The 12,276-nt window shown below is 67.4% G+C and carries 12 protein-coding genes; 3 read left to right on the top strand and 9 right to left on the bottom strand.

Annotated features, from left to right (window positions below):
- Positions 1 to 92: 92 nt before the first annotated feature.
- Together AB0O89_RS08420 and AB0O89_RS08415 are read right to left on the bottom strand one after the other, a co-directional pair.
- The gene (locus AB0O89_RS08420; protein ID WP_363496210.1) at positions 93 to 2,243 is read right to left on the bottom strand and encodes a DEAD/DEAH box helicase; all 2,151 of its coding nucleotides are present in this window, start codon (positions 2,241 to 2,243) and stop codon (positions 93 to 95) included.
- Positions 2,244 to 2,474: 231 nt separating this feature from the next.
- Positions 2,475 to 3,095, bottom strand: coding sequence for a hypothetical protein (locus AB0O89_RS08415; protein ID WP_363496207.1), 621 nt, complete (start codon positions 3,093 to 3,095; stop codon positions 2,475 to 2,477).
- Positions 3,096 to 3,188: 93 nt separating this feature from the next.
- Here AB0O89_RS08415 and deoC point away from each other — a divergent pair, with 93 nt between their 5' ends.
- Positions 3,189 to 3,917 carry a deoxyribose-phosphate aldolase gene (gene deoC, locus AB0O89_RS08410; protein ID WP_363496204.1) on the top strand — a complete coding sequence of 243 codons (729 nt, stop codon included), beginning with the start codon at positions 3,189 to 3,191 and terminating at the stop codon, positions 3,915 to 3,917.
- 16 nt (positions 3,918 to 3,933) lie between these two features.
- On the opposite strand, the gene AB0O89_RS08405 is transcribed toward deoC, so the two are convergent.
- The 5 genes from AB0O89_RS08405 to AB0O89_RS08385 all read right to left on the bottom strand — a co-directional run bounded on the left by AB0O89_RS08405 (position 3,934) and on the right by AB0O89_RS08385 (position 7,375).
- On the bottom strand, positions 3,934 to 4,911 hold the full coding sequence (locus AB0O89_RS08405) for a bifunctional riboflavin kinase/FAD synthetase (RefSeq protein ID WP_363496201.1): 978 nt from the start codon (positions 4,909 to 4,911) through the stop codon (positions 3,934 to 3,936).
- Complete coding sequence (locus AB0O89_RS08400; protein WP_363496198.1) at positions 4,908 to 5,345, bottom strand: hypothetical protein; 438 nt, start codon at positions 5,343 to 5,345, stop codon at positions 4,908 to 4,910. Before AB0O89_RS08400 ends, AB0O89_RS08405 begins: the two co-directional genes overlap by 4 nt.
- Positions 5,346 to 5,433: 88 nt before the next feature.
- Positions 5,434 to 5,802 carry a hypothetical protein gene (locus AB0O89_RS08395; RefSeq protein ID WP_363496195.1) on the bottom strand — a complete coding sequence of 123 codons (369 nt, stop codon included), beginning with the start codon at positions 5,800 to 5,802 and terminating at the stop codon, positions 5,434 to 5,436.
- Positions 5,799 to 6,704, bottom strand: a complete 906-nt coding sequence (gene truB, locus AB0O89_RS08390) for a tRNA pseudouridine(55) synthase TruB (RefSeq protein ID WP_363496192.1) — start codon at positions 6,702 to 6,704, stop codon at positions 5,799 to 5,801. Before truB ends, AB0O89_RS08395 begins: the two co-directional genes overlap by 4 nt.
- Entirely contained in the window at positions 6,701 to 7,375 is a 675-nt protein-coding gene (locus AB0O89_RS08385) for a uridine kinase (protein WP_363496189.1), read from the bottom strand. The genes truB and AB0O89_RS08385 overlap by 4 nt, the downstream gene beginning before the upstream one ends.
- A 96-nt stretch (positions 7,376 to 7,471) precedes the next feature.
- Between AB0O89_RS08385 and AB0O89_RS08380 the strand changes: the two genes are divergently transcribed.
- Positions 7,472 to 8,374 (top strand): A/G-specific adenine glycosylase, encoded by a 903-nt coding sequence (locus AB0O89_RS08380; protein WP_363496186.1) that lies wholly within the window; start codon positions 7,472 to 7,474, stop codon positions 8,372 to 8,374.
- An 11-nt stretch (positions 8,375 to 8,385) separates the two neighbouring features.
- The gene (locus tag AB0O89_RS08375) at positions 8,386 to 8,895 is read left to right on the top strand and encodes a flavodoxin family protein (RefSeq protein WP_363496183.1); all 510 of its coding nucleotides are present in this window, start codon (positions 8,386 to 8,388) and stop codon (positions 8,893 to 8,895) included.
- A 19-nt stretch (positions 8,896 to 8,914) separates the two neighbouring features.
- On the opposite strand, the gene rbfA is transcribed toward AB0O89_RS08375, so the two are convergent.
- Positions 8,915 to 9,352, bottom strand: a complete 438-nt coding sequence (gene rbfA, locus AB0O89_RS08370) for a 30S ribosome-binding factor RbfA (protein ID WP_300594926.1) — start codon at positions 9,350 to 9,352, stop codon at positions 8,915 to 8,917.
- A 92-nt stretch (positions 9,353 to 9,444) separates the two neighbouring features.
- Entirely contained in the window at positions 9,445 to 12,228 is a 2,784-nt protein-coding gene (gene infB, locus AB0O89_RS08365) for a translation initiation factor IF-2 (protein WP_363496180.1), read from the bottom strand.
- Positions 12,229 to 12,276: the final 48 nt, after the last annotated feature.

The raw sequence follows: 12,276 nt of genomic DNA, 5'->3' as shown, positions 1-12,276 counted from the left end.
TCCAGCACAGCCCACACCTCGTCAGAGATCTCTTGTCGCGTCACCCGTCAAGACTCGCCCACGAGACGCCGAAACATCTTGATCAACACGGCCTAGTCGACCTCGCCCAGCGCCTGCCGCAGCAGGTGCATGAGCGCCGCGAGCTGCACGGAGTCGCTCGACGCCGGGTCGACAGCCTCGCCGTCGAGGGCACGCAACGCGAGACCCTGTTTGGTGTCGATCAGTTCAGCGATCTTCGTGTCGATCGTGTGGGCGGCGATGATCCGCCACGCCGTGACCGGCTCGTCCTGTCCGATGCGGTGCACGCGGTCGATCGCCTGCGTCTGCTCGGCAGCCGTCCAGCTGAGCTCCGCGAGAACGACGTTCGACGCCGCTTGCAGGTTCAGTCCGACACCGGCCGCCGTGAGCGAACACACCGCGATTGCGACATCGGCATCCTCGTTGAACGCGTCGATCGCCTGCTGGCGAGCTATCGTGGTCTGCTCGCCGCGGATCGAGACGGTGCGCAGCCCCGCCTGAGCGAAGTGGCGCTCTGCCGCATCCATGACATCGATGTGCTTCGCGAAGAAAACGACCTTGCCGACCGACCGCTGCAATTGCGCTGCGTAGTCGGCAGCGACAGTGGCCTTGGCCTGGCCGATACGCCGGACCATCGTGAAGACGTTCTCGCTGCCGGAACCGGCAGCCTTGGACTCTTCGAGTTCGCCCTCAGCCACGAGCCGGACGATGTCGCCGTCGATCTCGCCGGGGGCAAGTCCCCGATCGCCGCGCGCGTCGATGATGCGCCGGTATTTGGCTGCCAGACGCTCACCGAGCTCGCGCTCGGCCTGGCGGATCGAGCGCCCATACTCGTCGTCGAGCTCGACCGGCAGGTCGGCGATGAGCTTGTCGGGGAGGTCTGCGGCGACATCCTTCTTCTTGCGCCGCACGATCCCCATCGAGATGACGGCGGAGCGCGCTTCGGGATAGAAAGCCTTGTCTGCCGGGGTGAGCCCCGTCTCATCGAGCTTGGCCATCAGCTCCGCACCGGGCTTGTCGCCGGTCGTCCAGCCGAGGAAGCGCCAAATGGCATCGAAGTCTTCGACGTCGTTGATCAGCGGCGTTCCGGTCAGCGCGAGCAGCAGCGGATTGTGGACCTGCTCCTTGATGCGACTGGCCAGCGCGAGCACGTTCTGCGAACGCTGCGACGTGAGGTTCTTGATGAAGTGGGCTTCGTCAACGACCATGCCCTTCAGCCCGATCGAACCGAGCCATGACAGATGCCGGTCGAGTATCTCGTAGTTGACGATGAAGACATCGGCGAAGGCATCCAGGTCCTCACCGTCGCCCGAGATCACCGTTGCGCGGCGGTGCGGCGTCCACCGCTCCACCTCGCGAGCCCAGTTCATCTTGACGACATTGGGCACCACGGCAAGCAGCGGATAGGCGCCGGCGACGGATGCCGCGAGCACCGACTGCGCGGTCTTGCCGAGGCCCGGCTCATCGGCCAGCAGGAACGTGCGGTGTCCCTCGCGCACCGACTCCAGGAAGCGGGACTGGTGAGGCATGATCTCCAGTCCGCGCGGCGAGAGCCGATCGAACTCGGGAACCGGCGGAAGCTCCATGGATGCCGCCGCACCTCCGGCACCGGTCTCGAACGCCTTGTAGAGCGGGCCCATGAGCTCCCACCCGTCCAGGCGGCGCCGGGGGGTGTCCCGAGGAGCCCGGACAGTCAGATCCGGAGCGAGGAACGGGTTGGCCATCTGTCGCGCCTCGATCGAGGCAGGCACCACCTGGCGCTCGGCGAGCGCAGCGGGCACGACCTGCTGCGCGGGAGCCGGGGTATCGGTGATGATCAGTTCGTCCGGCGGAAGTTCCGCGCCGGATTCGAGCAGCCAGTCACGGCGCATGCGACGGGCCACGGGCGATGTGGCCTGATCGACCTCGAGCAGCTGGATGAGAGACGTGTCCCGCGCAGCTGTCTTGGCAAGGATCGTCGCGACGCCGTCGAGACGCTTGAGCAGCTCGGCGCGCGCGGCATCCGCGATAGACGAGTCGGCCTTCACGCGGGCGCGCTCCTCGCGAACGAGGAACGCAATCACCTGGAACTTCACACGGTTGGTGGGCCCGAGCTTGCCGCGCTGAGCCTTTGCCTCGACCTCGCGCACCTTGCGCGCGAGGATCGGGATGATCGGGGCCTCGTCGTCGCGGCGCGCGGACGAGGATCTCTTGCGCCGCTGAGCGGCGGTTGCCGTAGCCGGCATGCTCCTCCTGAGCGTTGATACATCTGTGACCGCCGCCGTCATGGCGTCGGATATGCGTCTGGAACAGACGCGATCTCACTTGAACATCGACGCCTGCGGCTCACGAGAACACGGGCACTCGCTTCTGCGAGCTGTGCAATCTGACGCGGCGTCGCCCCTAGTCTAGCGCGAGTGCACGGTACCCCATCACGAGGGACTTTTCACGGCATCCGGGTGACGCAGCGGGTGGTGTCACGGCCACAGCGTGGCGACGATGTCCTCCGTATAGCCGTCGGGCGCGAAGTTCACCCAGTGCGTGGCCACCCACCCGTCGCCCTGCAGGTAGTGCGTCTCACCGATTGACACGATGTTGTCGTTGCGATCGATGGTCTGCTGCTCGATCCGACACACCGTACCCGCCCCGAGGGTCTCACACGCCATGCCCGAGCTCGTGAAGGCATCCAGGAGAGCGGACGACTGATCCGACGAAACGATCGAGACATTCGTCACGAGACCGGGAGCGCCCGCCGCCCCCCATGAGCACCGCAACGTCGGAATCCCCGAGGTCAGAATCTCCAGTGCCTGGACGTTCTCGGTCGCGTAAATCGTGATGCCGGGGTCGTTCAGAGGCGGATTGGTGCTGTTGAGCTCTTCGAGCATCGCAGGCGAGTACAGCGCGTCGCACGAATCCGGCAGCGTGAATCCCGCCTCGGCGGTCGGTGAGGGGGCAACTGTCGAGCTCCCGCTCGGAGTGGGAACTGCCGACGACTCGGATGCCGTCGGCGCGGGAGTCTCGGACGGCAATGCGTCACACCCGGCGAGCACGAGCGCGCCAGCGATCAACACGACGGCGGCGAGGGATCTCGAACGCATCATGGTCTCCTTCGGCTCGACAGCAGGAGCGACGATACCTCGCGCTCGCCTGATCTGCTGTCCCCCGCGCCGACCGGTGCGTAGGCTGAAGGCATGAGCGACACCACCGACCAGATCACCGAGGCACAGCTGGCAGCCACGATCGACCATGCGATCTTGAAGCCCGAGTTCACGCGCGACGACGTCGACGCGCAGCTGACGATCGCCCGGGACTGGAAGGTCTTCAGCGTGTGTGTCCGCCCCTCCGATATAGCCCATGCCGTGCAGTTCCTCGCCGGTTCCGGTGTCGCGGTCGGCACCGTCATCGGCTTCCCCCACGGAACCACCTCGACCGCTGCGAAGGTAGCGGAGACCCGACAGGCCGCCGCGGACGGCGCTACGGAGTTCGACATGGTGGTCAACATCGGCGCGCTGCGTTCGGGATTCGACGATGTGGTCCGTGACGACATCCGTGCCGTCGTCGAGGCCACGGGCGGCGCTGTCACCAAGGTCATCCTCGAGGTATCCCTCCTCGACGACGAGCAGATCGAGCGGGGGTCCCGACTTGCCGAAGAGGCGGGAGCCGACTTCGTGAAGACCTCGACGGGCTTCGCCGGCGGTGGCGCGACGGTCGAAACGGTGAGTCTCATGCGGCGCACCGTGGGGCCGGACACGCAGGTGAAGGCGTCCGGCGGGGTACGCAGCCTCCAGGACGCGTTGACGATGCTTGAGGCTGGTGCAACCCGACTGGGCACAAGTGGCAGCGCGACGATCCTTGGCGAGCTTCGTCAGATTGCAGCCGGAGGAACGGCCAGCGGCGCGGTGGACGAGTCCTCCTACTAGCTCTCAGCCGTCGGGATCAGTCAGTGGACTGATCCCGCGCGAGAATCTCGCGGGTGCGCTCGACGTCGTCGGCGATCTGGGCGACGAGAGCGTCGATGCCCTCGAACGCTCCCATGCCACGGATGCGCTCAACGAACCTCACTTCGACGTGATGGCCGTAGAGGTCGAGTTCGGTCTCATCGAGGACGTAAGCCTCGACCTGCCGTGATGCAACGTCATCGAACGTCGGGTTTGTGCCGATGCTGATCGCTGCCGGGTAGCGGATGCCGGGGCGCAGACCACTGGCATCCGCTTCGTCGATCAGCCATCCGGCGTAGACCCCGTCAGCCGGGACGAACCCCTCGAGGTCGGGGCTGAGGTTCGCTGTCGGATACCCGATTTCTCGTCCGCGCTTGAGTCCGTGGACGACCTCGCCGACGACGGAATGGTCGCGCCCGAGCAACTTGCGGGCGCCCGCGACGTCCCCGGAGCTCAACAGCTCCCTGATCCAGGTCGACGAAACGCGCCTGCCTCGGTCGGCAGCTCGCACGTCATGGACGACATCCACATCGAAACCGTGACTGAGACCCAAAGCGGTGAGGGACTCCGCCGTGCCTGCGCCGCCGCGCCCGAAGCGGAAGTCGGCGCCTACCAGCACGGCTTGCGCCGCCAAAGTGTCAACGAGCACGAGGCGCGCGAACTCGTCAGCCTCCAGAGACGCGAGATCTTCGTCGAAGCGCAACACCAGTACGGCGTCAACGCCGGTGTCGGCGAGCAGCCGGACCTTCTGGTTCACCCCGATGAGGTTCTCGGGGCACTTGTCGGGGGCCAGCAGCGCAAGCGGATTCCGGTCGAACGTGACGGCGACGACGGTGGCACCCATCGACACTGCCTTCACTCGTGCGCGGGCGATCACTGCGCGGTGACCGGAGTGCACGCCATCGAACTTGCCGATGACAACAACGCTCGGGCCGAAGCCCGGCGGCACCTCGGCCGGATCTCGAAAGACGATCATGACGCGGCGGCGACCTCGTCGAGAGCGGCGACGCGGGAAGGCCGGTGCGACCAGAGCCACCACAGCCCCAGGAACGGCAGGATGAGCGGAACGAAGACGTATCCGATATAGCCGCCCGGGCCGATTCCCCCGAAATAGGACCACACCGACGGGTGCCCGAAGATCTCGGGGACAAGGTAGCTCAGCGTCCCCACGATGAGCACGCCGGCGAGTTCGAACGAGATCGCGATCCACGCGACCAGGTACCAGCCACGGCGTCCGGCGAAGATGAGCGCGAGGGTCGCGACGATGTAGACCACAGCGGCAAGCGCCGACAGTGTGTAAGCGACAGGGGCCTCGTCGAACTCGCGCGCAATCTGAACGAACGAGCGACCGGTGGCCGCCAGGGCCATGATCGCGTAGACGATCACGAGTACCCGTCCGATTCCTGTCATGCGGGGTCGGGAAGGCGTAGTCATAGCGGCATTCATCCTACGTCCCACGCGGCCGGTCTCGGGGCGAGCAGCGACCCGCGCGAGACGTTCAACCGATCTGGATCGTCCAGATGACCTGCATCCGCCACACCATCACGGCAACCGACAGCGCAGCGATCCCCATGATGACCGTGCTCCATCGGCTGCGCTCGAGCAGCGCCCAGATCACCGCTGCCGGGGGCAGGAGCGCCGCCGAGACGAGGTAGACCCAGAACTCGAGGACGCTCCCGGTCGGCAGGTTGCCGACGAAAGGAGCCACGATCGCGATGACGACCTGCGCCACCAGCAGCAGCTCCAGCAGCGCGAGAGCTCCGACCGTGTAGTCGCTCGGACGACGCCCGGCAAGACCCAGGATGACGCAGAGCAGACCTCCCAGGACCGCCACTGCCACCTGCACGTAGGTGAACCACAGGATCATGAGCCCTCCGCCATGTTCATCGCACTCTTCAGATCGTTGCCGCGCCGCTCCAGGATGCCGACCAGCCGCCCGTCGGGGTCGATGGCCGCTGTCCCTGACGACAGTCGGTCCGCGGCACCGAGGATCCGCTTGCCGTGGCGGAGGTCGCGGGCTTCCTCCTCGGTGACCGGAACTGCGCCGAGAACCGCCGTCGCGACTGCTGCCGGCGCCAGTAGCCGGACGGCAGTTATGTCGTCGAGTCCCGCCGCATCGGTGACGAGGAACGGGCCGATGCGGGTGCGTCGCAGCGCGGTCAGGTGTCCTCCGACCCCGAGCGAGGCGCCGAGATCTCGAGCGAGGGCGCGGATATAGGTTCCGCTGGAGCAATCGACCACAACGTCGAGGTCGATCACCGGTATCGGCGCGCCATCGGCATCCGTCGCGCCCCGGCGCGCGTGACGAACCTCGAATCGCGACACCGTCACGGTACGCGCCGCGAGCTCAACCTGCTCCCCCGCGCGGACGCGGTCGTACGCGCGGCGCCCGTCGACCTTGATCGCAGAGACGGCACTGGGCACCTGATCGATCGTTCCGGTGAGCGCGTTGATGCCGGCACGGATGTCGGCATCCGTCACCGCCTGGGCAGACGCCACCGCGGTGATCTCGCCCTCGGCGTCGTCGGTGCCGGTCGAAACCCCGAGGCGGATTGTCGCCTCGTAGGTCTTGTCCAGGCCCACGATGAAGGTCAGCAGGCGTGTCGAAGCGCCGACACCGAGCACGAGGAGTCCCGTTGCCATCGGATCCAGGGTTCCGGCGTGGCCGACCTTGCGCGTATCGAGGGCGCGGCGGGCGCGGGCCACCACATCATGGCTGGTCATGCCGCCGGGTTTGTCCACGAGCAGGATGCCGCTCGGATCGCTCATCGAATGACCTTCGGGTCCACCGGATCGGAGTTGTCGATGCGAACGGCGGCGAGAGCTGCGGGACTTACGCGGTCGACATATATCTCCTGGCCCACGCGATAGCGCTCGTTCGAGGCCGCAGCCGGGTCGGGGTCCGTGCCGTCGCGTTGCGCCATCCGGGCGAAGCGCACCGCCGCGGGTGCCTCCAGCCAGAACGACCAATCCCAGATGTCGATGAGTTCGGGCCGGTGCAGAAAAATGCCGTCGACGACCAGGACGGCATCCTGCGGCGCTGTCGTCCACTCTGCTTCAACCGGGATGTCTCGCTCGAGATCGAACGCCGCCACCTGGAAGCCGGTGGTCGCGCCGGTCAGCCCGCCCTCACGAAACGGGTCGACCAGCACCCGGCGGAAGGTCGCGTAGTCATAGGAGTCGAGGTAGAACCCCTCGGGCGAGCGCCTGCCGCGCGCGTAGCGCTCCGCACGAGGGCGGTGGAAGCCGTCGATCGACGCGCGCACTGCCACCATGCCCACGTCGTTCATGACAGCCGCGAGGGTGTCGGCGAACACGGTCTTCCCGGCGCCGTCGGCCCCGTCCACAGCGACGATCGAGCGGCCTGCCAGCTGCCGCCGGGGAAGCCCGCTGACCAGTTCACGCATCAGCGTCACTGGCGGTGTGGCGGGCAGACGCATACTCCCAGCCTATTCCGCACGAGCCCGCTCCCCTGCGGACCGGCCGATACGGTCTCTCCGACCGAAGCGCGGCGCGCGCGGCATAGGCTGAAGGTCGTGCATCCGCTCGCGTCCGACCTCAACGAGTGGTTTGGACACAACGCGAGAGATCTGCCCTGGCGCAGGCCTGGCGTCGGCGCGTGGGCGATCCTTGTCAGCGAATTCATGCTGCAGCAGACACCGGTGAATCGGGTGATCCCGCACCTGCAAGCGTGGCTTGAGCGTTGGCCGACACCCGCCGCCCTTGCCGATGCCTCTCCCGCCGAGTCAGTCACCCAGTGGGCGAACCTGGGATATCCGAGGCGAGCCCTGTGGCTTCACCGCGCGGCCGAAGAGATCACCGCCCGGCACGGAGGCGTGGTTCCCCGAGACGTGGACGACCTCTTGGCTCTGACCGGCATCGGCGACTACACGGCTCGCGCGGTGGCGGTCTTCGCATACGGCGATCGGCATCCGGTCGTCGACACCAACACGCGCAGGGTGCTCGCGCGCGCGATCGACGCCCGATCCCAGCCGGGGCCCCCGTCCCGGCGAGACCTCGACGCCATGGCGGCCCTCCTGCCCGACGAGCGCGCGGATGCTGCACTCTTCAATGCCGCGACGATGGAGCTCGGCGCGACAGTCTGCACGGCGCGAGGTCCGCGGTGCGACGCGTGTCCGATCGCGCAGAGGTGCGCGTGGCGGGCTGCCGGCTATCCCGATACCGGAGACCGACGCCCGCGACAGGGCACCTACGAGGGAAGCGACCGCCAGGTTCGCGGGCTCGTCCTGCGAGCGCTCCGGCAGGTCGCGCCCTCCCCCGTCGCGGCTGAGGACCTTGCACCGGATTGGCCGGATCGGGGGCAGCGCGACCGGGCGATCGATTCCCTCATCGCCGATGGACTCATCGAGCTCGAGGACGGTGCCGCCTGTCTCCCACGGGGGCGAAGGTCCCTATCCGAGGTCTCCGCGACACCGTAGCCTCACGTCTCGTGAAGACAGTGGTGATCTACGAGTCGATGTTCGGCAACACCCGAGACATCGCCCGCGCGACGGCCGAAGGCCTGGCGGAGTGGTCGGATGTGTCGATCACGGATGTCGACAGCGCGCTGCTGACGGTGCCGACGGATGTCGCGCTCGTCGTCGCCGGTGGCCCGACTCACGCGTTCTCGATGTCGCGCCAAGCAACGCGGTACGACGCCGTCTCACGCGGGGCCGTGCGAGCCAGCTCCCGCGGTCTTCGCGAATGGCTGGGCGCTGTCAGCGTGACCACGCCGGTCTCGCTTGCAACGTTCGACACGCACACCAAGCAGCGGTGGGTGCCGGGCTCTGCCAGTCGGGCTGCGGCCAAGGAGGGCCGAGCGCGCGGCTTCGTCCCGGTCGCCTCACGGAGCTTCTATGTCTCCGACATCCAGGGACCGCTCGTGGCCGGTGAACTGGAGCGCGCTCGCCACTGGGGTCGCTCACTCCAATCAGCCGTGCGCACTCCGGTGCGCGGCTGAACTGATCGGGGCTGAGAACTCAGTCCTCGTCGTCGGCGAGAGCGCGCGGCGCCACGTACGGGTCGGCGTCGCCGGCGTAGGTTGCAGATGCAGCAAGGCCCGCGACGGCGTCATCCCGTTCGCGAGCCTCACGAAGCAGGTCCTCGATGTGTCCGGCATCCTCGGCCAGACCGTCGTGGATGAACTCCAGCGTCGGGGTCAGCCGCACGCCGAGCTTTCGCCCGACCTCGCTCCGGAGCATCCCGGTCGCGGCTCGCAGCGCGTCAGCTGTCGAGGTCCGCTCCTCCTCGCTGCCCAGGACGGTGTAGAAGACTGACGCGTGCTGCAGGTCACCCGTGACGCGAACGTCAGTGATCGTGACGAACCCCATGCGAGGATCGCGCAGCCCCTTCTCCAGACGCTCGGCAACGAGCACCTTGATCCGGTCGGCCATGCGTGCCTGACGTTCCCCAGTCATGTCATCTCTCCTTGCGCTTGCATAACCACCGAGATTCAGGATGCCCCGACCTGAGCGGGCGGGACATCCTGAATCACAGCGTGTAGCGGTTCTTAGCCGCGCGGCTTCTCCACGAGCTCGGTCGTCTCGATCTCGTCGCCGACCTGGATGTCGTTGAACTTGCCGAGGCCGATACCGCACTCGTAGTCGGTGCGAACTTCGGTGACGTCATCCTTGAACCGGCGAAGCGACTCGATTGCCAGGCCATCGGCGATGACGACACCCTCGCGGATGACGCGCGCCTTGGCGTTGCGGGTGATCGTGCCGCTGCGGACGATACATCCGGCGATGTTGCCGAACTTCGAGGAGCGGAACACCTCGCGAATCTCGGCAACACCCGACTGCACCTCTTCGAACTCCGGCTTGAGAAGGCCCTTGAGGGACTGCTCGACGTCGTCGATCGCGTTGTAGATGACCGAGTAGAACCGGATGTCGACGCCCTCGCGGGCAGCGCGCTCGCGCGCCTTCGAGTCCGGTCGGACGTTGAATCCGAGGATGATCGCGTTGTCGATCGTCGCCAGGTTCACGTCGGACTCGGTGATCGCACCGACACCGCGGTGGATGATGCGCAGCTGCACCGAATCGTCGACCTCGATCTTGAGGAGCGACTCTTCCAGCGCCTCGACAGCACCGGACACGTCGCCCTTGATGATGAGGTTGAGCGATTCGACCTTGCCCTCTTCGAGCGCCCGGGTGAAGTCCTCGAGCGAGATGCGCTTGCGTGCCTTGGCCAGCTGAGCGTTGCGCTCCGCGGCTTCACGCTTCTCAGCGATCTGGCGAGCCATGCGGTCCTCGTCGGTGACGATGAAGACGTCACCGGCGCGCGGCACGGAGTTCAGACCCTGCACCTGGACCGGACGCGAGGGCGCTGCCTCCTCGACCGGGTCGCCGTTCTCGTCGACCATCGCGCGCACGCGGCCATAGGCGGTACCCGCGACGATTGCGTCACCGACACGCAGCGTCCCGGACTGGATGAGCACTGTCGCAACCGAACCACGGCCCTTGTCGAGCTTGGCTTCGATCGCGACACCGCGGGCATCCTTGTTCGGGTTCGCACGCAGGTCCAGGCCGGCGTCCGCGGTCAGCAGAACAGCGTCCAGCAGATCCTGGATACCGGTCCCCTGGCGCGCCGACACGTCGACGAACATGACGTCGCCGCCGTACTCCTCGGCGACCAGACCGTACTCGGTCAGCTGCTGGCGGACCTTCTGCGGATTGGCATCCGGCTTGTCGACCTTGTTGACTGCCACGACGATCGGCACCCCGGCGGCCTGTGCGTGGTTGAGCGCCTCGACCGTCTGGGGCATGATGCCGTCGTCGGCGGCGACCACGAGGATCGCGAGGTCGGTCACCTGCGCACCACGGGCACGCATGGCGGTGAACGCCTCGTGACCCGGGGTGTCGATGAAGGTGATGGCCCGCTCGATGTCTTCGTGCTCGGTCCACACCTGATAGGCACCGATGTGCTGCGTGATGCCACCGGCCTCACCCGCCACGACGTTGGTCTGACGGATGGCGTCGAGCAGACGGGTCTTACCGTGATCGACGTGACCCATGACGGTGACAACCGGAGGCCGAATCTCGAGGTCTTCGTCGTCTTCATCGGCGAGCTCCTGCTCGAGGTTCAGACCGAAGCCTTCGAGCAGTTCCTTGTCCTCGTCCTCGGGCGAAACCATCTGGATCTTGTAGCCGAGTTCCTCACCGAGAACCTCGAAGGTCGCCTCATCCAGCGACTCGGTTGCTGTGGCCATCTCACCGAGGTTGAACAGGATCGTCACGAGCGTGCCGGGCTGCACCGTGTAACCGCGGATTGCCTCGAGCTTGTCGGCGAAGTCCGAGATCGATGCGCCCCGGCGCAGGCGAATGATCTCGCCGTTGCCCTTCTGGACGTTGACGCCACCGACCTGCGGCGCGTCCCTCATCTCGAATTCTTGACGCTTTGCCCGACGCGACTTGCGCTGCTTGGACTTGCCGCCGCCCTTACCAAACGCACCAGCGGTACCACCGCCGGGGCCACGGCCGCGGCCGCCACCACCGGGACGGGCGGGGAAACCGCCACCACCGGCGGGAGCGCCCGGACGGGCGAAGCCACCGCCGGCGCCGCCGGGACGACCGGGGCCACCGGGACGCTGCTGGAACGGGGCGCCGGGCCGACCGCCGCCACCGGGACGACCCGCGCCGCCCGGACGGCCGGGGCCACCGGGGCGTCCGGGCGATCCGGGACGCGGGGCCTGAGGCCGCGGAATGTTGGCGGGAGTCGGGCGCTGGCCCATGCCCTGCTGCGACGCGAACGGGTTGTTACCCGGACGGGGACCCGCCGGGCGCTGGCCCATGCCCTGCTGCGACGCGAACGGGTTGTTACCCGGACGCGGTGCGCCGCCAGGACGCGGGGCTTGCGGCGTCGGCGCGGCGGAAGATCCCGCCTCGGCCGGGGCGCTTTCGGATGCCGGCGCGCTCGGCTTGGTGGGCGCGGCGGGGGCGGCAGATGCAGCAGGAGCCGGAGCCACGGTTTCTTCTGCCGGCTTCGGTCCGGGGCGTGGTCCCGGAGTTGCTGCCCCGGGGGTAGCTGCAGGGCGCGATGCCGAGCGGCCCGATGCCGCACCGGGACGCGGCGCGGGGCGCGCTCCTGCTGTGCCCGAAGGCGCAGCGGGACCGCTGGACGCGGACGCGCCAGCAGCCTGGCCTTCAAACGCCGCGCGGAGCTTACGCGCGACCGGCGGCTCAATCGTCGAGGAAGGGCTCTTGACGAACTCGCCGAGCTCCTTCAGCTTTGCGAGAGCGACCTTGCTGTCAATGCCGAGTTCGGATGCGATCTCGTGCACGCGTGGTTTTGCCACAGTTCTCCTGTCTGGGGCCCGCCCAGACAGGGGCGGACCACTAGTTGC

The organism is Microbacterium sp. NPDC076895 (genome assembly GCF_040687115.1).
Taxonomy (GTDB): Bacteria; Actinomycetota; Actinomycetes; order Actinomycetales; family Microbacteriaceae; genus Microbacterium.
This window is presented reverse-complemented; position numbering and strand designations above follow the sequence as displayed.

Coding starts and splice junctions, on each gene's coding strand:
- rbfA (WP_300594926.1), bottom strand. CDS start 9,352: ATGACTGGGGAACGTCAGGCACGCATGGCCGACCGGATCAAGGTGCTC.
- AB0O89_RS08415 (WP_363496207.1), bottom strand. CDS start 3,095: ATGCGTTCGAGATCCCTCGCCGCCGTCGTGTTGATCGCTGGCGCGCTC.
- truB (WP_363496192.1), bottom strand. CDS start 6,704: ATGAGCGATCCGAGCGGCATCCTGCTCGTGGACAAACCCGGCGGCATG.
- AB0O89_RS08395 (WP_363496195.1), bottom strand. CDS start 5,802: ATGATCCTGTGGTTCACCTACGTGCAGGTGGCAGTGGCGGTCCTGGGA.
- AB0O89_RS08385 (WP_363496189.1), bottom strand. CDS start 7,375: ATGCGTCTGCCCGCCACACCGCCAGTGACGCTGATGCGTGAACTGGTC.
- AB0O89_RS08405 (WP_363496201.1), bottom strand. CDS start 4,911: ATGATCGTCTTTCGAGATCCGGCCGAGGTGCCGCCGGGCTTCGGCCCG.
- deoC (WP_363496204.1), top strand. CDS start 3,189: ATGAGCGACACCACCGACCAGATCACCGAGGCACAGCTGGCAGCCACG.
- AB0O89_RS08400 (WP_363496198.1), bottom strand. CDS start 5,345: ATGACAGGAATCGGACGGGTACTCGTGATCGTCTACGCGATCATGGCC.
- AB0O89_RS08420 (WP_363496210.1), bottom strand. CDS start 2,243: ATGCCGGCTACGGCAACCGCCGCTCAGCGGCGCAAGAGATCCTCGTCC.